The organism is Aminobacter sp. BE322 (assembly GCF_050433525.1).
In the GTDB taxonomy this organism is placed as follows: domain Bacteria; phylum Pseudomonadota; class Alphaproteobacteria; order Rhizobiales; family Rhizobiaceae; genus Aminobacter.
In genome coordinates this window covers 81364-103662 of the sequence record NZ_JBNPXB010000008.1, presented here as the reverse complement: position 1 = coordinate 103662, position 22299 = coordinate 81364, and the positions used below count along the sequence as shown (strand labels likewise).

Genomic DNA, 22299 nt, shown 5'->3' with positions numbered 1-22299 from the left:
CGCCGTCAGCCGTCAGATCGCGGCCACCCAGGCGCGCGCCAGGGCCATGCCCACGGCATCCGCCTCGGGCCCATGACGGGCAGCCTCGGCCTCGTGCCGTTCGGGCCAGTCGGGATTGGCGCTGGCGATCACGTCGGCGAAGGCCTCGTTCCATTCGCGGACCATCGCCCGGTCGGCTTCGAAATGGAACTGGATGCCATAGCCGGCGCGGCCGACCCTGAAGGCCTGGTTGCCGGTGACGGAACTTGCGGCAAGGCGCACGGCATCGCCGGGCAGGCTGAAGGTGTCGTCGTGCCACTGGAAGATCGGGAAACTGTCGGGGAGCTCGGCGAAGACCGGATCTTCGAGGGCCTCCTCGGTGAGCGAAATGCCGTGCCAGCCGAACTCGGTGGCGCCGCCGATGCGGTTGTGGCCGCCGAAGGCGCGTGCCAGCAGCTGGCTGCCGAGGCAGATGCCGAGCACCGCCTTGTCCCTGTCGACGAATTCGCGCGCCAGTTCGAGCAGTTGCGGGAAATAGGGAGAATGGCCGTCGTCGAGCGCATTCTGCCCGCCGCCGAGCACGACGAGCGCATCGTGGCCGTCCGCATCCGCGGGCAGCGGCTCGCCGAGATAGGCGTTGCACTGGACGATCTCGGCGCCCGCCTCGGTGAGGGCCGCACCCAGCTGGCCGAGACCCGTCTTCTCAAAATTCTGGACGATCAGAACGCGCATTTCGGCCCTTCGAGCGGTGGCGTGACAAAGCTGCGGCGAGCCCTATCATGCGGTCCCCGACGCAGCCAAGAAGGATCGGCTATGCCACTTCAGAACAGGGTCGATCCGGCCGGGGAAATCCACGCGCATCCGGCGCGCGGCCTGTTCACGGGCAATCGCGGCATCATCCACGATCCCGAAACCCACACGCTGCTCCGGCGGCGCTGGGCTACCAAGGCGTGGATCACTTGCGCGCTGCACTTCAAGGGCGTCAGGCGCGTGCCCATGGGGCGCAACCGTCCCGGCGGCAAGACCGGCTGGACGGAGCTGTTCTTCCTCGACGAGGTAACCGCCCTCGCCGCCGGGCACCGGCCCTGCCACTATTGCCGGCGCGACCGGGCCAGGGAATTTGGCGCAGCCTTTGGCCGTGCCTTCGGCGTCGACAGCCCGAAGGTCGCCGAAATCGACCAGCGCCTCCACGGCGAGCGCCTCGCCTCGGGCGGAATCCCAGTCACGATCGAGTGCCGCGGCCTCGCCCTTTTGCCCGCCGGCGCGATGGTCTCGGACGGCGCGTCGGACTATGCGATCCGCCAGGGCCAGGCTCTGCGCTGGAGCTTTTCCGGCTATGACGCACGGTTCGGCCTCGACGAACTTGCGGATACCAAGCTGTCCGTCATCACGCCGGAGACGACGCTCGCCGTGCTCAGGCAGGGTTATCGGCCAGATTGGCATCCGAGCGCCGGCCCTTGACCGCCGTGCCGCCCTGCCGCATTGCTCGACCATGCGCGCGAACTACAAGATGCAGCGGCTTTTCGTGCCGCACGACCTCTCCGCCGGTGCTGCCTTCGACGCCGACCCGCAGCAGAGCCACTATCTCGGCAACGTGCTGCGCCTCGGCGATGGCGCGGCGGTACTGCTGTTCAATGGCCGCCATGGCGAGTGGACGGCGAAGGTTGCCGGGCGCACAAAGAAGGCGGTGCGGCTCGAAGTGCTGGAACTGCAACGGCCGCAGCCGGAACATCCCGACCTCGTCTACTGTTTCGCGCCGCTGAAGGTGGGCCGGCTCGACTATCTCGTGCAGAAGGCGGTGGAGATGGGCGCGGGTACATTGGTGCCCGTCATCACCCAGCATACCCAGGTGAAGCCCGGCATCGACCGGCTGCGCGCCAACGCCGTCGAGGCAGCCGAGCAATGCGGCATCCTGGCCATCCCGGAGGTGACGGAAGCGGTGAAGCTGGAGCAGCTGCTCGCCGGCTGGGACAAGGAGCGACGGCTGATCTTCTGCGACGAGGACGCCTCGACCAACAACCCGATGGCGGCGTTGCAGGGCATCAAGGAGCGCAAGCTCGCCCTGCTGGTTGGGCCGGAAGGTGGGTTCTCCGACGAGGAGCGCCGCATGCTGCGCGCGCTTCCTCACGTCACTGCCATTCCGCTCGGCCCCCGCATCCTGCGCGCCGACACGGCTGCGGTGGCAGCACTTGCCGTCATCCAGGCGACCATCGGCGACTGGTAGTCAGGCAAGAACCTTTGCCGGCCACGGGTTGAGGCCGTCGCGCAGCCAGAGCAGCGTGTCGAGCCAGAAATCCGTCGCATGGCGGCTGTGGAACAGGCCGAAATGGCCGACCTCCTGCCTGTCGAAATCAGCTGGCGACAGCAGCACCTGAGTCGCGTTTGCGCCTGAATAGTAAGCAAGCGCCCGGCCAATCGCGCGCGGCGTGCCAAGGCCGTCGTCGCTGACGCCCACGGCGAGGATAGGCGCCGTGACGGCGGCAAGGCGCCTGAGCACCGCCTCCCGTTCGCTCTCGGGGTGGCCAAGTTCCATGCAGGCGCGGCGAAAGCTCCATTCATTGGCGACGCCGGCGGGAAGATCCTCGAGCCAACCGAGCCGCCTGCCTGGAAAATAGCCGCACAGGGCCGTGAGCGCGGGCATGGCGACGTGCCATTTCAGGAAAAGCCGAGCCCGCCGGTCTGCGGCGTAGTCGCGCCACCAGGCATATTGCGCGCCGACGGTGAGCATGCGGGCGATGGCGGGCGCCGATTCGGCCAGTCCGGGCAGGAAGCCGCCGATGCTGTGGCCGACGACCATCAGCGGCGCGCCGCGATCGAGGCGCCTTGCCACACGCAGCACCGCTTCGAAGTCGCGCTCGCCCCAGTCGCGCCAGCGATAGCCGCAGCCGCGCAGTTCCGCGGGTCGCGATGCGCCGATGCCGCGATAGTCGTAGGTTACGACGTCGAAGCCATGTCCGGCGAGAAAGGCAGCATAGCGATGGTAGTAGCGCGCCAGAACGCCGGTGGCCGGGTTGACGATGACCGTACCGGTCTTTTCGCCCCGAGCATGCGGCCAGATGTGGCCGCGCAGCGCCACGCCGTCGCCGCAGGCGATTTCGACCGCCCTCTGCTCGACCATTGAAACCGCTATCGACATGGGGACCTCGCATCTTCCACCGAAGGGTTAGCGAAATCCGCCTTCCGATTACACTCACTAGTCGGTATATATATGAAATGAAAACACCCGAGAAACCAACGCGTGAGCGCATCGTCGACGCGGCCTCGAAGCTGTTCTACGGCGAGGGCATCCGCGCCGTCAGCGTCGATGCCGTGGCCGAGAGGGCCGGGCTGACGAAGCGCACGCTCTATTACCATTTCCAGAGCAAGGACGAGCTGATCGCCGCCTATCTCGAAGGCCGCGACCAGCCGAACCTCGCCCTGTTCCAGCGCTGGTTCACGGAATCCCAGGGCGGCCTCGCGGAAAAGGTGGAAGCCATCTTCCTGAACCTCGCAAGGGCCGCGCGCCATCCGAAATGGAAAGGCTGCGGCTTCCTGCGCACCGCCGCCGAGCTCGCCGACATGCCCGGACATCCTGCGATCAAGACCGGCATTGCCCACAAGAAGCGCGTCGAAGCGTGGCTGCGCGAGGTTTTTGCCGAAGCGGGAGCGGCTGAACCGGAGATTCTCGCCCGCCAGGTCGTGCTTCTGCTCGACGGGGCGTTCGCGGTGGTGCTGCTCAACCGCGACGCCAGCTACATGGAAACGGCGGGCGAAGCCGCGGCGACGCTTGTTCGGACCGCACTTCCGGCGCGATAGTCAAGGCAAGGACTTGCCAGGGGCACCGCGCATCGCGAAAACCATTCAATTCCAGTTGACGAAGGCTCAGGATTTTTCGCTTGATCGGCAAGCGCTGGATCGTCCATCAAGCGCCACCGTCCTTCCGCCCAGGAGAAGCTTTAATGGCGCGCGACACCACCGACTTCCAGCCCATCGAGGGAATGGATGAGCTCGTCGGCTATCTGGCTGCCGGCAACAAGCCGCGCGACAAGTGGCGGATCGGCACCGAGCACGAGAAGTTTCCGTTCTATGTCGACGGCAACGCCCCCGTGCCCTACGGTACCGACCGCGGCATCCGCGCCCTGCTCGAGGGCATGCAGAAGACGCTCGGCTGGGACCCGATCATCGACGCCGGCCGCATCATCGGCCTGGTCGAGCCGACCGGCCAGGGCGCCATTTCGCTGGAGCCGGGCGGGCAGTTCGAGCTGTCGGGCGCGCCGCTGGAGACGATCCACCAGACCTGCCGCGAGGGCAACGCGCATCTGGCGCAGCTGCGCGAGATCGCCGAGCCGCTCGGCATCCGCTTCCTCGGCCTCGGCGGCAGCCCGAAATGGACGCTGACCGATACGCCGCGCATGCCGAAGTCGCGCTACGACATCATGACAGCCTACATGCCGAAGGTCGGCAGCAAGGGCCTCGACATGATGTACCGAACCTGCACGATCCAGGTGAATCTCGACTTCGAGAGCGAGGCCGACATGCGCCGCAAGATGCAGGTCGGGCTCAAGCTGCAGCCGCTGTCGACGGCGCTCTTCGCCAACTCACCCTTCACCGACGGCAAGCCGAACGGCATGCAGAGCTGGCGCGGCGACATCTGGCGCGACACCGACAACCAGCGCTCCGGCCTGCTCGAATTCTGCTTCTCTCCGGAATTCGGATTCGCCGACTATGCCGAATGGGCGCTCGACGTGCCGATGTATTTCGTCATCCGCGACGGCCGCTACCACGACATGACGCACATGACCTTCCGCCAGTTCATGAACGGGGCGGCGCGCAACGAAGTGACCGACGGCATGCCGACCATGGGCGACTGGGCCAACCACCTGTCGACGCTGTTCCCTGACGTGCGGCTGAAACGTTTCCTCGAAATGCGCGGCGCCGACGGCGGCCCGTGGCGGCGCATCTGCGCCCTGCCCGCCTTCTGGGTGGGTCTGCTCTACGATGCCGCGACGCTCGATGCGATCGACGACTACACCCGCGACTGGACCTACGCCGAAGTGCTGGCGATGCGCAACGCCGTGCCCGAGCAGGGCATTTCGGCGCCGTTCCGCAACACGACGCTGCGCGAGATCGGCCGCGAGGTCCTGGCCCTGTCGCGCCAGGGGCTCGTCAACCGCGGGCGCAAGAATCGCGACGGCTTCGACGAATCCGGCTTCCTCAGCACGCTCGACGAGGTGATCGCCCGCGGCACGACCAGCGCCGAGGAGATGCTCAACGCCTACCACACGCGCTGGGGCGACTCGATCGAACCGGCATTCATGGAGTACGCGTACTAACTATCGAGCATCCGACTGACGCGGTCCACTTTGCTGAATCTGCGCACCGGCCCGAAGATCGATTCCGATTTTCGGGCCGGCGCGCATTGGCGAAAGCCACTTCATTCCAAGCCGGAAACACAATAGGCTCCCCCGCAGCCAACGACCTGCGGAGGAAAACATGCTGCCCCTGTTCGACATGCTGGCCAATGCCCAGAACGGCAATGGCATGGAGGCACTGGCGCGCCAATTCGGGCTCTCCCAGCAGCAGACGCAATCCGCCATCGAGGCGCTGATGCCCGCCTTCAGCCAGGGCCTCAGGCGCAACGCCTCCGACCCCTACGGCCTGGGCTCGTTCCTGCAGGCGATGGCCACCGGCCAGCACGCCAAATATTTCGACGACGCCAGCCGCGCCTTCTCGTCCCAGGGCGTGGACGAGGGCAACGGCATCCTCGGCCATCTGTTCGGCTCGAAGGACCTGTCGCGGGCGGTGGCGGCGCAAGCCGCGCAGGCCACCGGCGTCGGCCAGAACATCCTGCAGCAGATGCTGCCGGTCGTGGCTTCGATGATCATGGGCGGGCTGTTCAAGCAGTCCACCGGCCAGATGCAGGCCGCGGCCGGCTTCGGCGGCGGCAACAACCCGCTCGGCGACATCATCGAGCAGATGATGCGGCAGGGTGGCGGCATGATGGGCGGCGGCCAGCAGCCGCAGCGGCCGGCGCCGCAGCCGACCCAGGCGCCCGACCCGTTCGACAATCCGTTCGGAAAGATCCTCAAGGATATGTTCGGCGGCGGCCAGGTGCAGCAGCCGGTGCCGCGCCAGCCGCAGCAATCTCCCTACGGCGACAACCCGCTGGGCAAGATCTTCGAGGAGATGCTGGGCGGAGGCCGCGGCCAGCCTGCCCCGCAGCCTCAACCGCGCCAGCCGCAGCCGCAGCAGAACCCCAGCGGCCGGCCGCGCAATCCCTATGACGACCTGTTCGGCAAGATGTTCGAGACCGGCAGCCAGCAGCGCGACGACTACCAGAAGGGCGTCGAATCGATCTTCGAGCAGTTTTCGCGCGGGATGGACAGGTATCGGTAGGGGAATAGGGGAGTAAGGCAGTAGGGGAATAGGGCAATGAAAGTCCTAACCTACTGCCCTACTGCCCTACTGCCCTACTGCCCTACTGCCCTACTGCCCTACTGCCCTACTGCCCTACTGCCCTACTGCCCTACCCAACGAAAAAAGCCCGGTCCCTTGGGAGGACCGGGCAGCTTGCAGGCAGAGCCGGCGGGGAACCGGCTGGGAGTGGGAAGCCTGCGAAACTCTCAGGCGACGCGACGGGCCAATTGCTCGACGTTCTCGCTGCGCGCCTGGCGGATCGAGCCCAGCCGTGCGGTCGGATCGCTGGCGAACGGCAGGTCGATGGCGACATGGAGATCGCCACGGGTGAGACCGATATCGGCCAGTTCGGTGTCGGTCATTTCGCCGAGACGATAGAAGGCACGCCGATTTTTCCAGGCGCGCAAAACGTCGGCGAAGTGGGTGACGATACGCATCGCATTCACCGGGCGAGCCGCGGAATGCGCCGTCTCAGTGCAATGGTCGAGCGCAGTCATGTCGATCTCCTCTCTGATCGGGGACAAACGGGCCCCTTCCGGTCGGCACTCCTTTTTCGCCGCCCCGGTTCCGATTCACATGCCTCATGTGGACGCTAGAACATTGCCATCGCTGTATTGATTAATCCAACGAATGTTTTTAATGTATCGCATCAAAGTTCATGATGGAAACGACCATGGCCGCTCCACTCGACCTTGACCAGCTCCACACCTTCATCTCGATCGTCGACACGGGCAGCTTCACGCGCGCGGCAGACGAGGTCCACCGCACCCAGTCGGCGGTGTCGATGCAGATGCGGCGCCTGGAGGATCGCATCGGCAAGCCGCTGTTCGAAAAGGACGGCCGCATGAACAAGCTGACAGAAGAAGGCGAAAGGCTGCTCTCCTATGCCCGCCGGCTGCTGCAGCTGAACCGCGAGACGCTCGCCGCCTTCGACGATCGGGCGCTCGAAGGTACCATCCGCATCGGCGTGCCCGACGACTATGCCGACCGCTTCCTGCCCGAGATCATGGCGCGGTTTTCCCGCTCCAACCCGCGCGTCGAGCTGTCGGTCGTATGCGAGCCCACCGTCAACCTCGCCGACCAGATCCGGCGCGGCAATCTCGACATCGCGCTGGTGACGGAGTGCGCCGACACCAGACCCACCGAGATCGTGCGCAACGAGCCGCTGCTGTGGGTGTCGTCGGCCGCGCACATGGTGCACGAGGAAGAGATCCTGCCGATGGCCTTCGGGCGGCCGACCTGCCAGTGGCGGCGCATGGCGACCGAGATTCTCGACGCCAGCGGCCGGCAGTATCGCGTGCTGTTCACCAGCTGGTCGGCGACCGTCATCACGGCGGCGATCCTGGCGGGGCTGGCCGTATCCGTTCTTCCGGAATGCGCGCTCAGGCCCGGCATGCGGGTGCTGGGCGATGCCGACGGCTTCGGCCCCCTGCCCGACTGCAAGATCGGCATCCTGCGCGGCCATTCCAGCCGGCCCGAGATCGTCGATGCGCTCGCCCGCCATATCAGCGAGAGCCTGGACAACATCTCCGTGCCGATCCCGGAGGACGCCGGCACCTTCGACTTCCAGGCCCTGATGGCCAATCGCGGGCGCAGGCACAAGCCGAGCCACATTATGCCGGGATGGTAGGCCGCGCCTGACGCTCCAAGCTTGACGAGCCGGGCCTGCCGGACCTCAATCGCGCCATGACCGAGCTTGCCACCGAATCACGCACCAACGCTGCCGAATACACTGTCAGCGAAATCTCCGGCGCGCTGAAGCGCACGGTGGAGGACGCCTTCGGCAATGTGCGGGTGCGCGGCGAAATCTCCGGCTACCGCGGACCGCACTCGTCGGGCCACGCCTATTTCGCCCTGAAGGACGACCGCGCCCGCATCGAGGCCGTGGTGTGGAAGGGCACCATGAGCCGGCTGAAGTTCCGTCCCGAGGAAGGGATGGAGGTCATCGCCTCGGGCAAGCTCACCACCTATCCCGGCTCGTCGAAATACCAGATCGTCATCGACAATCTCGAGCCGGCAGGTGCGGGCGCGCTGATGGCGCTGCTCGAGGAGCGCAAGCGCCGGCTGGCGGCCGAAGGCCTGTTCGACGAGCGGCGCAAGCAGCTTCTGCCGTTCATGCCGATGGTCATCGGCGTCGTCACCTCGCCCACGGGCGCGGTCATCCGCGACATCATCCACCGCATCAAGGACCGCTTCCCGCTGCATGTCATGGTGTGGCCGGTGCGGGTGCAAGGAGAGACGTCGGGCGCCGAGGTGGCGGCGGCCGTCAACGGCTTCAACGAATTTCCGGACGACGGTCCGATCCGCCGGCCGGACCTTCTGATCGTGGCGCGCGGCGGCGGCAGCCTCGAGGACCTCTGGGGCTTCAACGACGAGGCGTTGATCCGCGCCGTCGCCGCCTCGCATATTCCTGTCATCTCGGCGGTCGGCCACGAGACCGACTGGACGCTGGTCGACCTCGCCGCCGACATGCGCGCGCCGACACCGACGGGCGCTGCCGAACTCGCCGTACCGGTGAAGGCCGAACTCGAAGCGACGCTCGCCAATCTGCACGCCCGTCTGAAGGGCTGCATGTCGCGCAACGTCGAGCGCAAGCGCCAAGCGGTGCGTGCGGCCGCCCGCGCCCTGCCGACGCCCGACCAGTTGCTCGCGCTGCCGCGCCGGCGCTTCGACGAGGCGACGAGCCGGCTGGGCCGCGCACTCACCGTGTCGACCGAGCGCAAGCGCGCCAGGCTGTCCGCGGTGCGGCTGTCGCCGGCCACGCTGTCGCGGCGGATCGCCGAGACCCGGCGTCACCTCGACCGCGACATGCTGCGGGCGGATGCGGCGCTGCGGGCCATGGTGCGCGAGAAGCGTGTCCGCTTCGACCGCACCCAGGGGCGGCTTTCGCCCGAGCCGCTGGCACGCAGGCAACTGGCTTCCAGAGACAAGGTCACCCTTTTGGAGCGCCGCGCCACCCAGGCCGTGGGCCTTCGCCTCGAACGGGCGCGTACCCGGCTGTCGCAGGCGGACCGGCTGATGGCGACCCTGTCGCACAAGGCGGTTCTGGCGCGCGGCTTCGCGCTGGTGCACGATGCCGAAGGCACCGTGCTCAAGCGCGCCGGCGACGTTGCTGCCGGCATGGCACTTTCGATCGAATTCGCCGACGGGACCGCCGATGCCATGGCCACCAGCGGCGAGGCACGCCCGAAGTCGGCAGCCAAGCCGGCCGCCAAGGCCAAGGAAACAGGCAAGCAGGGCAGCTTGTTCTAATTCTCCAGGCATGTTCAGTCGCGCGAGGGCACGGGCGGCGCCACGGTCTCGGGTGCCGCGAGCGGCGAGATGAACGGGGCTCCCCAGGAGCCGCCGACGAAGAAGGCGATCCGCTTGGCCAGGTTGCTCGTCGAAGCGGTCGGATCCCTTGGCTCGATCGCGCCCGACAGGGCGAGCCCGCGGCCGAGATAGGGCACGATCCCGGTGAGCCAGATGCGGTTGCCTGGCGTACGCGCCTCGGCCTTGTCGATCCTGGCCACGCCGTTGGAGATTGCCGCCTTCAGTTCGACGCCGTCGACCGGCAGCGTCCCTTCCGCGACCTCGTCGAGAGAGAAGAAGCCGCCTTCCGCCGCGCGCGCCGCGAAGGCCTGAAGGTCGAGACCGGCGATCGCGCCGACGCCGAAGGTGGCCGAGATCGAGCCGTCGGCGTTCTGCAGCAGGGTTTCCCAATTCGTACCCGGTCCCTTGAGGATCACGGAAACCGTTCCGCGGCCGATCGGCACCAGGTGGCTCATGCCTGCGGCCGTGCCGAAGGCGCCGCCGTCGATGTCGGTGGCAAGCAGCCGAAGCTCGGCCTGCGTGCCGCCCGGCTTGCGGTCGAAGCGGACGCCGGCCTGGACATTGCCGCCAAAGGCCTCCGCATCGGAAATGTCGAATGCCGCGAGGCCGCCCTTGACCTGCGCGGTTGCCGCAACCTCGGCCAGTGTGATCGAACCGGCGGTCGCCTTGGCGGCCGAGAGCCTGAGGTCGAGATTGACGCGATCGGCGAAGCTGGTGTCGATCGACGTGGGGCTACCGCCGGGCGGGGCAAATGCCGACGCGAAGGCGATGACATCGATGGTGTCGAAGGCAAGCGTGCCGGCGATGGAAGGCACCGAATGGAGCGACAGTTCGAGCACGCCCGTGCCGGGACTGCCGTTCAACGTGACCTGCGCGCCCTCCAGCTTGAGGCGCGCCGGGTTGCCGGAGACCTTCGCCGAAACCGCGATCGGCCCGACCGGGCTGTCGGGCAGGATGCCGGGCCGCGACCACTCCAGCACGCGCCGCAGCGAAGGCGCGGCAAGCTTGGCCTGGCCGTCGAAATGGGCTTCGCCGGCGAAACCCGCGACACCATCGAACGACGCTTCGACGGGAGCTGCCTTCAGCGAGGCAGAGAGCGGTGCCTCGCCTCCGGCAAACAAAAGCAGCGGCCGCGGCGACGACATTTCCACCGCCACCGGCTCACCCCGCCACACGCCGGTTGCGCTCAGGCTGCCGGACTTGTTGAGCGCACCCCAGCTGACCTTGCCGGTGAGGTCGCCGAGCAGTTCGTCCTCACCCTTGTCGGTTGCGGCGACGACACGGCCATCGACGAACTCGATCACGCCGAACTCATCCGCGGGAAGCCTGGCGAGATCGGGCGCGCTCGGATCGGAAGAGACCGCGCTCCGGGCGCGCTCGATCGAACGGATGATGCGCCCGCCGCGCGAACGCGGCCACACGTAGGTGCCGTCGGCTGCGCGTTTGAGGCGAAGCGTGGGCCGTTCGAAATGTGCATCGGAAAAATCGACATTGCCCAGGGCGGCCGACAGCGACGACAGCTCGATCTCGACACGCTCGGCCTCGAAGACCGGTGCGTTGCTCGGGTCGTCCCAGTCGCTCAGCGTCACGTCGGTGAGCGTGGCGCGGAAGTCGGGCCATATCTCGATGACGGGCGCACCTTCGATGGAAACGCGAAAGCCGCTCCATGCGCTCAGCTCGAAGGCAATGCGATCCCTGACGATCCGGGTGGAGGCGATGAAGGGCAACGCGACGATCACGGCGGCGACCAGGACGGCAATGCCGGCAATCGCCCAGATGCTGCGCCTGAACAGTGGTGATGGCATGTTGCCCTTGTGCCGCCCGTGCTGCGCCTTTGTGAGAACCGGGTGTAACCGACCGACGCGGCATTTCAAGTCTTTGTGGCCATGCGATGGCGTTTGCGCACAGCGCATTGGCGCAAACCGACATCTCCTTGATCTGCTGCAGTGCGACATGCATAAACCAAACCGGTTCTGGGAGAGACGCAGATGTCAATTGAAATGCCCCTCTGGACACCCTCGGCCGAGCGGATCGCGGCGGCACCGTTGACGGCCTTTGCGACGAAGGCGGAGAAGCGGGCGGGACGGTCCCTTTCAGGCTATGCCGAACTGCATGCCTGGTCGATTGCCGAGCGCGAGGCGTTCTGGGACCTGGTCTGGGATTTCTGCGGCGTGATCGGCCAGAAGGGCGGCCGCGTGCTTGCCGACGGCGACCGGATGCCGGGGGCGAGGTTCTTCCCCGAGGCACGGCTCAACTTCGCCGAGAACCTTCTGCGCGGCTCGGGCAGCGGCGAGGCGATCGTCTTCCGCGGCGAGGACAAGGTTTTCCGCCGCATGAGCTGGGACGAGCTGCATAGTCTCGTGTCGAAGCTGCAGCAGCTGTTCGTTTCGCTCGGCGTGCAAAAGGGCGATCGCATCGCGGCGATGATGCCCAACATGCCCGAGACGGTGGCCGCGATGCTGGCGACCGCCTCGCTCGGGGCGGTGTGGTCGTCCTGCTCGCCCGACTTCGGCGAACAGGGCGTGCTCGACCGCTTCGGCCAGATCGAGCCGAAAGTGTTCATCGCTCCCGACGGCTACTGGTATGCCGGAAAGCGCATCGAGGTCGGCCAGAAGATCGCCGCGGTGGCCGACAGGCTGCCCAGTGCGACCAAGGTGCTGGTCGTCGACTATCTCGGCACGGCCAAGGAGGTTGCATCCGGCATCGCCAAGGCCGAGGCGCTCGCCGATGCGCTAGCGCCGTTTGCAGCGAAGCCGGTGACGTTCGAACCCCTCCCCTTCGACCATCCGCTCTACATCCTGTTCTCCTCGGGCACGACCGGCATTCCCAAATGCATCGTGCATTCGGCCGGCGGCACGCTGCTGCAGCACCTCAAGGAGCAGCGCCTGCATGCGGGACTCGTTCCGGGCGACCGCTTCTTCTACTTCACCACCTGCGGCTGGATGATGTGGAACTGGCTGGTGACGGGGCTCGCCTCGGAAGCGACGCTTTTGCTCTATGACGGCTCGCCATTCCATCCCGACGGCAACGTGCTGTTCGACTTCGCCGACGCCGAGAAGATGACCTATTTCGGCACTTCGGCGAAGTTCATCGATTCCGTCCGCAAGGCCGGCCTGCGCCCCATCGCCAGCCACGACCTGTCGACCGTGCGCACCCTGTCGTCGACCGGCTCGCCGCTGTCGCCGGAGGATTTCCAGTTCGTCTATGACGGCATCAAGACGGACGTCCACCTCGCCTCGATCTCGGGCGGCACCGACATCGTCTCGTGCTTCGTGCTCGGCGTGCCGATCGAGCCTGTCTGGATGGGCGAGATCCAGGGGGCAGGCCTCGGCATGGCGGTCGACGTCTGGGACGATGCCGGCCGGCCGGTGCGCGGCGAGAAGGGCGAACTCGTCTGCACCAGGGCGTTCCCGTCGATGCCGGTCGGCTTCTGGAACGATGCCGGCGGCGAAAAATACCACGCCGCCTATTTCGACCGCTTCGCCAACGTCTGGTGCCATGGCGACTTCGCCGAATGGACCGCCCATGGCGGGCTGATCATCCACGGCCGCTCCGACGCCACGCTCAATCCCGGCGGGGTACGCATCGGCACGGCCGAGATCTACAATCAGGTCGAGCAGCTGCCGGAAATCCTGGAGGCGCTCTGCATCGGGCAGGATTGGGAGGGCGACGTGCGCGTCGTGCTGTTCGTCCGCCTCGCGCCGGACGTCGCACTCGACGCCGACCTCGAAAAGCGCATCCGCACAAAAATCCGCACCGGCGCCAGCCCGCGCCACGTGCCGGCGAAGATCGTCGCGGTCAGCGACATCCCGCGCACCAAGTCGGGCAAGATCACCGAGCTTGCCGTGCGCGACATCGTCCACGGCCGCCCGGTCAAGAACAAGGAGGCGCTCGCCAATCCCGAGGCCCTCGAACTCTACAGGGATGTGGAACAACTGCGGAGCTGACGGGCCGCGGCCGAGCTATGGTAAATGACTCGTGAAGGGCAAATTTACCTAGACTTCAGGAGTGGTACACTTTCGTAAACATTTCATATGCGCGGTAATGAGCTGTTAAGGTTCGGCCGCGATAGTCGAGCCTAACTTGAGGGAGAAATCCCTTTCCTCGCAGGAGGATGGCGTATTTGCTCAAGTCCCCGTTGAAACAGCATCATCTCCAGGGCGCCCGTCGGGCGCCTTTTTCTTTGCGTGCTTGAGATTGGGACCTACAGCGAAGCCTCGGCGTCGCGCACCAGCGCGCCAGACAAAAGCACCACCGGCACCATGGCGGTGATGATGATGACGATCGCGGCCACCGCCCCTTCTTCCGGCACGCCGCGCGAGGCGTTCTCATAGACGTAGGTGGCAAGTGTGCTGAAGCCGAAGGGCCTGAGCAGGATCGTTGCCGACAGTTCCTTCACCGTGTCGACGAAGACCAGCATCGCGGCGGTCAGGATCGCCGGCCTGAGCAGCGGCAGCAGCACCTTCGCGGCACTCTGGCTGGGCGTCTTGCCGAGGCTGCGGGCTGCCTCGTCGAGGCTGCCGGGGAGCTTTTCCATGCCGGAGCGGATCGCGCCCTCGGCGAGAGCGACGAAACGTATGGTGCAGGCAAGCACGACGGCCGCCGCCGATCCGGTGAGCAAGAGGCCCGTCGAGAAGCCGAACTGGGCGCGCGCGAAGCCGTCGACGACGTTGTCGAAGCGCGCCAGCACGAAGAGCAGACCGAGGCCCAGGATGCCGCCCGGCAGCGCATAGCCCACCGAGGCGAGCCGCACGGTCGCCGCCATGGCGCGGCCCTTGGACAGGCGCTGCGCATTGAGCAGGAACAAGGCGATTGCCACGGTGACGATCGCCGTGATCGAGGCGGTCATCAGGCTGTTGAGGAAGGCCCTGGCCACATCGGGCGAGGTGAACTGTTCGAGCCTGCGCGAGGCATATTGGCCGAACACGGTGATCGGCACGCCGAAGCCGCACAGGATAGGCAGGGCGACCGCGACCGGCAGGGCGCAGCGCGTCCACCCCTTCAGGGCAACGCGCGGCGGATGCACCTTGAGGTGCGTGCCGCGCCCGGCGTGGAAGCGCTGCCGCCGGCGCGCCCACTGCTCCGCCACCAAAAGCAGGACGACGAGCACCAGCATAAGAATGGCAATCTGCGCTCCGCCTTCCAGGCTGCCGCGGTTGAGCCAGGTGGTGTAGACGGCGACCGTCAGCGTTCGCACGCCGAAATACTCGGCTGCACCGATGTCGTTGATCGTCTCCATCAGCACCAGCGCCACGCCGGCGACGATGGCCGGACGGGCTACCGGCAGCAGCACGCGCCAGAACACGCGCGCCGGACGCGCCCCGAGCGTACGGGCGACATCGGCGATGTTGCGCCCCTGCATGAGGAAAACGATGCGGGTGGTCAGGTAGACGTAGGGGTAGAGCACGGAGCCGAGCACGAAGGCGGTGCCCCAGGTGGAACGGATGTCGGGGAACCAGTAGTCGCGTATCGTCTCGAAGCCGAAGAGCGAGCGCACCAGACTCTGCACCGGCCCCTGGTACTGGAAGAACTCGCCGAAGGCATAGGCGGCGAGATAGGGCGGCACGGCCAGCGGAAGCACCAAGGCCCAGGACAGGACGCGGCGGAAGGGAAATTCGTAGGCGACGACGGCCCAGGCGCAGGCGACGCCCGCGACCGTCGTGAGCATGGCCACCATGGCCAGCAGGGCAATCGTCGTCCGTGTCGCGCCGGGCAGCACATTGTCGATCAGGTGAGGCCAGTCCTCGCCCGTGCCGGAAAGCGCGACGAAGGCCAGCGACAGCACCGGCAGGACCACGACGAGGCCGATGGCGAGCGCAAAGGCACTGTGCAGCGGATGGCGCAGCCGTTTGACCGGCAGCGGCCGTCCGTTCGGGACTTCGGCCGTCCCGATCACGCTTCCGCTCTTGTTGCCGCCCGTCAGCAAGTCATTTCCCCTGCAATGCGGAAAAGCCGGGCCGATTGCCCGGCCCGGCCAAGTCCGCAGATCCTGTCAGCCCGATCAGCTGTTCGGGCCGTCGTCGAGACCGACGCGGTCGACCATCTCGGAAGCGGCCTTGCGGCCCTTGGCGATGTCGACGAGCGGCAGCGTATCGGCGTTGAGCGTGCCGAAAGCCTTGACCGTCTCGGACGGCTCGAGGCCCGGCTCCACCGGATATTCGTAGTTCTTCTCCGCGTAAACCTGCTGCGCCTTGTGGCTGGCCAGGAAGCGGATCAGCTTGACCGCGTCATCGCGGTTCGGCGCATATTTGGCAAGGGCCGCGCCGGAGATGTTGACGTGGGTGCCGCCGTTCTCGAAGGTCGGGAACAGCACGTTTATGGCGTTGCCCCACTCCTTCTCCTTCGGGTCCTTGTCGTTGTTGCGCATCAGTCCGACGTAATAGGTGTTACCGATGGCGATGTCGCATTCGCCGGCGGCGATGGCGCCGGCCTGCGGGCGGTCGCCGCCGTCGGGCTTCTTGGCGAGATTGGCCTTGAGGCCCTTCATCCACTCCTCGGTCTTTTCGGGACCCCAGTGGGCGATCGCGGCAGAGAAGAGCGCGAGATTGTAGTCGTGCTGGCCGGAACGCATGCAGATCTTGCCCTTCCACTTCGGGTCGGCCAGCTCGGCATAGGTGATCGCGGTATCCTTGACGCGCTCCTTCGAGGCATAGACGACGCGGGCGCGCTTGGTCAGGCCGAACCAGTGGCCCTCGGGATCGCGGTATTCGGACGGCAGCAGCTTGTTGACCTCTTCGTCGACCAGCGGCTGGGTGACGCCCTTCTCCTTGGCCGAGGTCAGGCGGGCGATGTCGACGGTCATGATGACGTCGGCGGGCGAATTCTCGCCCTCTGCGAGGATGCGTTCCTCAAGTCCCTTGTCGAGGAAGAGCACTTCCGTCTTGATGCCGGTTTCGGCGGTAAAGGCATCCAGAACGGGCTTGATGAGGTCGGGCTGACGATAGGTGTAGATGTTCACGACGCCGTCGGCGAGCGCCGAACTGGTGAAAAGTGCCGCAAGGGCGAAGCCGGCCACGATCGACCGCGCGTTTCCAATCTTCATCTTTCTCTCCTGGCCAAAGGGGTCAAAAACCCTCGGGGGAACAATTCATCGCAGCCTCGCAAGCGAAGCTGCCTTTCCTATCCCCAATCTGACTGGAAAGGTCAAGATTAAAGTCTAGCAAATTCAATAGTTTAGAACTATTCTAAACTGGACTGTTGCACACTGGATTCAAGACCTTGCCGGCGCTGCTGGGCAAATATGCACCCAATAGCCGCAACCTGCGCTCACAATGCCGCAGCGGCTATTCGGCGAGAACGCGCGTGGACGGGAACGTGACCTCGACCAAAGTCCCCTCGCCCGGGGTCGAGGCGATGCTGAATCGCGCGCGGTTGGCCTCCACCATGGCCTTGGTCAGCGGCAGGCCGAGGCCGGTGCCGTCGCCGCGCGCGCGCTTCAGCGAATTGATCTGCTTGAACGGCTTCAGCGCCTGCTCGATCTCGGCCAGCGACATGCCGATGCCGGTATCGCGTACCCGCATGACGATGTCGCCGGAGGTCTCGTAGGCGGTCGACACGATGACCTGGCCGCCCGCCTGGGTGTAGCGGACAGCGTTGGAAAGGATGTTGAGCGCGATCTGGCGCACGCTGCGCCGGTCGGCGACGACCTCGGGAAGCCGCGAAGCCAGGCTCGACCTGATGATGACGCGCTCGCGGTTGGCCTGCGGCTGCATCATCGCCACGGTCTCGGCCAGCGTGTCGTTGAGCGACACGGCCTCGTAGTCCATCTCCTGCTGGCCCGCCTCGATCTTGGAGATGTCGAGCAGGTCGTTGACCAGGTCGAGCACATGGTTGCCGGAGCGGTTGATGTCGCGCAGATAGTCGCGGTAGCGGTCGTTGGCGACCGGCCCGAACTTCTCGTCGATCATCAGTTCGGAGAAGCCGATGATGGCGTTGAGCGGCGTGCGGATCTCGTGGCTGATGCGGGCGAGGAAGTCGGTCTTCTGGGACGACGACCGCTCGGCCGCGGCGCGTGCCTGCGTCAGCTCCTCCTCGGCGCGCTTCCACGGCGTGATGTCGCGCACGACGGCGCAGAAGCCGGCATCGCTCGGCAGGCGGCCGATGGTCATGAACAGCGGGATGAAGCGGCCCTGGGCCTCGCGCCCTATCACTTCGCGCCCATCGTTCAGAACGCTTGCCACGCCGTGCTCGGAAAGCCCCGAAAGGTAGTCGCGCGCGGCGCGCTGGCTCTCGATGGCGAAGAGCGAATGGAACGGCTTGCCGGCGACCTCGTCGCTGTCGAAGCCGAACAAGGCTTCCGCCGGGCGGCTGATCGAGCGGATGGCGCCGTCGCGGTCGATCAGCACCACGCCGTCGGTCGCCGTGTCGATGATGGTGCGCATCTCGGCGAGGCGCGCCTCGAGCTCGGCTATCTGATCCGAGGCACCGTCGAATTCGTCGTCGCCGCTGATGCGGCGCACGACCAGCATCAGCGCTTTCCCGTCCTGCCAAGGTACCGAGCGGAGCACCGCTTCAATCGGAAACTCCTCGCCGTCGCGGGTCTTCAACCTCAGATCGTGATCGGAACCAGGTTCGTCGCCGTAGCTCTCGGCAAACAGCGCATCGAGCCCACCGGCGCGCGCCAGTTCGTCGACCGAGCCGTAGCCGGTAAGGTTCAGGAACTCGGCATTGGCATAGTGCAGCATGTCGCCGGCATGGATGAGCACCGGCACCGGCAATTGCTCGAGGATGGGCGCGTCCATCGGCATGTCGCGGCCGCCCGCGAACATTTCCCTGGGAATGATGTCCTCGGCCCTGAGCGGCGGCTTTTCGGGCCGCTCCGGCGCCGCCGTGTCGCGATCGGCTTCGGCGTCGACCGGCCTCAGGGTCGAAAGGTTGACGACCTCGCCGCCACGCTCCGCCGTTTCCGCCGCCGCAGCCTCCGAATAGGCGGCGATCTCGGCTGAATTCTGCTCGCCGTTTTTCTGTTCGACCGCGGGCTGGTCCACAGCCTTGTCCTGCTGCTGCCGCGCGGCGACGACCTCGCTCGCCCGCTTCAGGCGCTCGCCGATCTCGCGGAAGGCATGCCGCTCGACGCTGGACAGCCCCTTGCCGTTGCCCGGCTCCGCCGGGGTCTGGCGGTGCTCCGCGAGGTGAATCACCTTGTCCGAACGATCCGGTCCGGCCCCAGCAAGTGTCGACGGCATATCGCCGCCTTGCTGCGCCTCGGAGACCTGGTCGGGCAGCATGTCTTCCCTCGCCGGCGCGGCCGGCTCGGCACCGGCTTGCGGCTCGGGCTCCCGGTCAGGCTTGCCGTTGGGCACCAGCGCCAGCCCGATGCGCTCGTGATCGATGACGGCCTCGCCCGGACGCGCCACGCCGAAGCCGCGGAAGCCTTCGAAGCTGCGGTCGCGGCCGTAGACCGGCAAGGCGGCCAGATCGACCGGGATGCGCCGGTCCGAGCCTGCGACCGGCCAGAGCACCGAACGGCCGGACCAGGTGTCGCGCCGCTGCAAAAGGCCGGCGATCTCGCCGGACGGATCCAGCTCGAAGGTATTGGAGACGTCTTCGAAACGCCGACCGACGACATCGGCGGCATGCTCGCCAACCAGGGCAACGAACTCCGCCGAGACTGCGCTGAACCGGCCCTCGGCGTCGGTGCGCCAGACGAAGCGCACGGGCGCGGCCGAGCGGCCGGCAAGCTCGTCGCGTTCGGCGACGGCCGGCTCAACCGGGCCGGCATCTGCGGCGGGCGCGGTCGAGCGGCCGGCGAGGTCTTCGCGTTCGGGGGCGGCGGGCTCGATCGGCCGGGCTTCCGTGGCGGGAGCCGCTTCTGCCTTTTCAGTCTCCTCCGGCGCCGGCACGGTCGCCGCAGTCTTCGCCGCCATCTCGCGGACGACGAGGCCGGCCTTGCTCTCGCGCTCCTCGGGGCTGAAATACCAATGATCGTGGTCGGCGGGGTGCTCCTTGGGCGCAGCCGCAGGGACCCGCGGCGGCACTTCCTCGCGCGGCGCGGCCTCGTCCCGGTGATCGTCGCCCGCCTCCTCGACCACCTCGGCGCGCTCGTCCACGACCACCAGCAGATGGCGTTCGTCGGTCAGGCGCGCGATGCCCGCCGGCACATGGCCGGCGGCGGCGGGAATGGCCCGCTTGATCATCCGGTCGCGTTCGCCGGCAACCGCGGCGACCAGCCCGGCCAGCGTCGGCCGTGCAATGCCCAGTCCGGAAAAGCCGTCCGTCGCAGCCACGACGTCGCCGTGGATATCGACGAAGGCTAGGAAGTGGCCAGGCGCGGCGAAGCCGCTGATGGCGGCCGCTGCGACCTCCCCGGCAGAGCGGGATGCGCCGCCCGCAACCGGAACGGCGAGCATGATGCCTGCCTCGCCGTCGGGCAGGCGGACGGAACTCGCGACGAAGGCGACGGCCCGGCTGCTCAGGCCGGAGGCCACGCGCACCATGATCGACCGGTCGCGGCCGATGTCCGGAAAGCCCGGGGTGGCGGCGATCTGCCGGCGGGCGGCGAGGCCGAGCCGCGCCGGCGCGCCGATGACCGCGTCGACGTCGTCATAACCCAGGACCGTGGCGCCCGGGCCGTTGGCCCACAGCACCTGCTCAAGGTCGACCGACAGCACGACGACGGCGTCGCCGGCAGCGAAACGCTGCCTTACGCCATCGACCACGGCGACGTCGATGAAGGAGTAGGCTGCTGACGGCATTCACATAACCCGCAAGGCACACATTCTCGCAATTAACGGTTTGTTAATAAAAGCCGTCATCGCCTAGGTCTACCAAACAGCTGTCATAGAGCGTGATTATTCTCGCCATGTGGTTAACCGAGGCGCCCGGCCGATCATGTTGCGCTGCAGCATTTTTGTTGCAACGCACAATGACATGAACTATATCACTGATGCGAATAAACGAGGCGGGTGCCCACCCGTCCAGTCCACAGGGTGAGACAATGTCCAAGACCAAGACCGCAGAATTCGCAGATACCGTCGAAATGCCGAGCTTCGACGTTTCCAAGGCCACCGACCAGTTCCGCGCCTTCGCCGAGAAGGGCGTCGAGCAGTCGAAGGAGGCCTACGCCAAGCTCAAGACCGGCGCCGAAGACGCCCAGAAGACGCTCGAGACCACCTACGAGACCGCCCGCAGCGTCGGCAGCGAGCTGTCGCTCAAGACCATCGCTGCGCTGCGCACCAACGCCGAAGCGGGCTTTGCCCATCTCGAGGCGCTGGCCGGCGCCAAGTCGCTTTCGGACATCTTCGAACTGCAGACCGCCTATCTGCGCAAGCGCGTCGAGCTGAGCGTCGAGCAGGCCAAGGAATTCCAGGCAGTTGCCTCGAAGGCCGCCGAGGACGTGGCCAAGCCGGTGAAGACCGCCTTCGAGAAGGCCCTGAAAGACCTGAAGGCCGCCTGAGGGCGAGCCACACGAAATCCCGGCGGGCGGTTCTCCTCCCTTAGTCCGCCGGGCCAAGCGGCCAGCTCGCATTCCGCTGGCCATGCATAGAAAAAGGCCGGCTCCTCCTCCCGCCGGCCTTTTTCTTTTTCCGAGGCCGAAAGGCCCGGCAATCAAGGGCTTTGCGACGGCGGCGCAAATCACCGCAGTGGAATATGCGCAAAGCTCTTGAAATGCGGCGGAATTGTCCGTATGGACGCGGCACCAGAGCAAGGCACGCGGTTGTAGCTCAGCTGGTTAGAGCGCCGGATTGTGGATCCGGAGGTCGCTGGTTCGATCCCAGCCAACCGTACCATCTTCTTTTCCAAGACAATCAACACAGTTGACGCGCAAGCATCATTCAAGGCTCGCCTCCCCGCTGGCCAAGCCATCCGTTTGTTGATGAAAAGCTCATCACAAGCTGCATTTGGGGAAGAGCATGCAATCGGATTCGATCATCGAAGCAATTGTCGCCTGGTTGCCGTTTCTGATTTATCTCCTGGTCAATATCTGGCTGACATTCAAAATAATACGAGTTCAGCGAGACATGGTGACCGCCCAGCAGGGCATACTCCAGAAGATGATCGACTTCGAACGGCGGCTCTACCAAAAGCCGGCGAATCCGACGGAATAGCCAAGCGTCCCAGAGCCGTGGCCGCGAGACCGCCAAACGAAAACGGCGCCCCTCCGCGAGGAGGGGCGCCGTTCGATGCTGAGGCGGCCCGGAGCCGCCGGTGATTCTACGGCGTTACCGGCAGGGGGCCAGATAGGTCACCGGCCTGCCGTCGCGATCGTACATCGGCCGGCCGCGGCTGTCGTAGCGGTGGTAGCGGCATTCGCCGGGAGCCGTGCCCGCGCCGATCATGGCGCCGGCGAGGCCGCCGATCACCGCGCCCGCCACCGTGGAACCGGTATTGCCGCCGATGGCCTGGCCGACCAGGGCGCCGCCCGCCGCGCCGATGGCGCCGCCGCCGACAGCGCGCTCCTGGGGTGTATTGCAGGCAGCAACGGCCAGGCCGGCAAGGGTCAGCGCGGCCGCGGTAACGATCAAATTCGCCATAAACTCAACTCCTTAAGTTCATCGCGGCGACGCTACCACGGCAATCCTTCCACATCCAGTAACCTTCATGCGCAATGGTTGACGGGATTTGACGAACAACCACAATATTGTTGACAGCGGCCGATCCCGCCCACGCGCC

General features: G+C 66.4%; 18 protein-coding genes and 1 tRNA gene. 11 read left to right on the top strand and 8 right to left on the bottom strand.

Features of this window, described 5'->3' with window-relative positions:
- Positions 1-12: 12 nt before the first annotated feature.
- Positions 13-711: a type 1 glutamine amidotransferase gene (locus tag J2X50_RS13780; RefSeq protein WP_429095789.1), complete on the bottom strand. Its 699-nt coding sequence runs from the start codon at positions 709-711 to the stop codon at positions 13-15.
- Between the two features lie 81 nt (positions 712-792).
- Here J2X50_RS13780 and J2X50_RS13775 point away from each other — a divergent pair, with 81 nt between their 5' ends.
- A complete protein-coding gene (locus J2X50_RS13775) occupies positions 793-1440 on the top strand; it encodes a hypothetical protein (RefSeq protein ID WP_429095788.1) in 648 nt (215 codons plus the stop codon).
- 31 nt (positions 1441-1471) lie between these two features.
- Positions 1472-2203: a 16S rRNA (uracil(1498)-N(3))-methyltransferase gene (locus tag J2X50_RS13770; RefSeq protein ID WP_429095787.1), complete on the top strand. Its 732-nt coding sequence runs from the start codon at positions 1472-1474 to the stop codon at positions 2201-2203.
- On the opposite strand, the gene J2X50_RS13765 is transcribed toward J2X50_RS13770, so the two are convergent.
- A complete protein-coding gene (locus J2X50_RS13765; protein ID WP_429095785.1) occupies positions 2204-3115 on the bottom strand; it encodes an alpha/beta hydrolase family protein in 912 nt (303 codons plus the stop codon). It abuts the gene before it with no gap.
- A 77-nt stretch (positions 3116-3192) separates the two neighbouring features.
- Between J2X50_RS13765 and J2X50_RS13760 the strand changes: the two genes are divergently transcribed.
- The 3 genes from J2X50_RS13760 (at position 3193) to J2X50_RS13750 (ending at position 6354) form a co-directional block, all read left to right on the top strand.
- On the top strand, positions 3193-3774 hold the full coding sequence (locus tag J2X50_RS13760) for a TetR/AcrR family transcriptional regulator (RefSeq protein ID WP_429095783.1): 582 nt from the start codon (positions 3193-3195) through the stop codon (positions 3772-3774).
- A 143-nt stretch (positions 3775-3917) separates the two neighbouring features.
- Positions 3918-5291 carry a glutamate--cysteine ligase gene (locus J2X50_RS13755; protein WP_429095782.1) on the top strand — a complete coding sequence of 458 codons (1374 nt, stop codon included), beginning with the start codon at positions 3918-3920 and terminating at the stop codon, positions 5289-5291.
- Between the two features lie 160 nt (positions 5292-5451).
- On the top strand, positions 5452-6354 hold the full coding sequence (locus J2X50_RS13750) for a DUF937 domain-containing protein (RefSeq protein ID WP_429095781.1): 903 nt from the start codon (positions 5452-5454) through the stop codon (positions 6352-6354).
- A gap of 227 nt (positions 6355-6581) precedes the next feature.
- On the opposite strand, the gene J2X50_RS13745 is transcribed toward J2X50_RS13750, so the two are convergent.
- Complete coding sequence (locus J2X50_RS13745) at positions 6582-6872, bottom strand: DUF1127 domain-containing protein (RefSeq protein WP_429095780.1); 291 nt, start codon at positions 6870-6872, stop codon at positions 6582-6584.
- A 176-nt stretch (positions 6873-7048) separates the two neighbouring features.
- On the opposite strand from J2X50_RS13745, the gene J2X50_RS13740 reads away from it, so the two are divergent.
- Positions 7049-8005 carry a LysR substrate-binding domain-containing protein gene (locus J2X50_RS13740; RefSeq protein WP_429095779.1) on the top strand — a complete coding sequence of 319 codons (957 nt, stop codon included), beginning with the start codon at positions 7049-7051 and terminating at the stop codon, positions 8003-8005.
- 56 nt (positions 8006-8061) lie between these two features.
- Complete coding sequence (xseA, locus tag J2X50_RS13735) at positions 8062-9627, top strand: exodeoxyribonuclease VII large subunit (protein ID WP_429095777.1); 1566 nt, start codon at positions 8062-8064, stop codon at positions 9625-9627.
- Positions 9628-9641: 14 nt separating this feature from the next.
- Here the strand turns inward: xseA and J2X50_RS13730 are convergent, their stop codons facing one another.
- Positions 9642-11492, bottom strand: a complete 1851-nt coding sequence (locus J2X50_RS13730) for an AsmA family protein (RefSeq protein WP_429095775.1) — start codon at positions 11490-11492, stop codon at positions 9642-9644.
- 183 nt (positions 11493-11675) lie between these two features.
- On the opposite strand from J2X50_RS13730, the gene J2X50_RS13725 reads away from it, so the two are divergent.
- Positions 11676-13634, top strand: a complete 1959-nt coding sequence (locus J2X50_RS13725; RefSeq protein ID WP_429095773.1) for an acetoacetate--CoA ligase — start codon at positions 11676-11678, stop codon at positions 13632-13634.
- Between the two features lie 257 nt (positions 13635-13891).
- On the opposite strand, the gene J2X50_RS13720 is transcribed toward J2X50_RS13725, so the two are convergent.
- From J2X50_RS13720 to J2X50_RS13710, 3 genes are all read right to left on the bottom strand, one after another.
- Entirely contained in the window at positions 13892-15583 is a 1692-nt protein-coding gene (locus tag J2X50_RS13720) for an ABC transporter permease (protein ID WP_429095770.1), read from the bottom strand.
- 105 nt (positions 15584-15688) lie between these two features.
- The gene (locus tag J2X50_RS13715) at positions 15689-16729 is read right to left on the bottom strand and encodes a Fe(3+) ABC transporter substrate-binding protein (protein WP_429095768.1); all 1041 of its coding nucleotides are present in this window, start codon (positions 16727-16729) and stop codon (positions 15689-15691) included.
- Positions 16730-16970: 241 nt separating this feature from the next.
- Positions 16971-20381, bottom strand: a complete 3411-nt coding sequence (locus J2X50_RS13710) for a PAS domain S-box protein (protein ID WP_429095766.1) — start codon at positions 20379-20381, stop codon at positions 16971-16973.
- Between the two features lie 242 nt (positions 20382-20623).
- On the opposite strand from J2X50_RS13710, the gene J2X50_RS13705 reads away from it, so the two are divergent.
- From J2X50_RS13705 to J2X50_RS13695, 3 genes are all read left to right on the top strand, one after another.
- Entirely contained in the window at positions 20624-21082 is a 459-nt protein-coding gene (locus J2X50_RS13705; RefSeq protein ID WP_429095765.1) for a phasin, read from the top strand.
- 257 nt (positions 21083-21339) lie between these two features.
- Positions 21340-21416, top strand: a tRNA-His gene (locus J2X50_RS13700).
- A 123-nt stretch (positions 21417-21539) separates the two neighbouring features.
- On the top strand, positions 21540-21734 hold the full coding sequence (locus J2X50_RS13695) for a hypothetical protein (RefSeq protein ID WP_429095762.1): 195 nt from the start codon (positions 21540-21542) through the stop codon (positions 21732-21734).
- A 114-nt stretch (positions 21735-21848) separates the two neighbouring features.
- Here J2X50_RS13695 and J2X50_RS13690 read toward each other — a convergent pair whose 3' ends face one another.
- Positions 21849-22160, bottom strand: coding sequence for a hypothetical protein (locus tag J2X50_RS13690; protein WP_429095760.1), 312 nt, complete (start codon positions 22158-22160; stop codon positions 21849-21851).
- Positions 22161-22299: the final 139 nt, after the last annotated feature.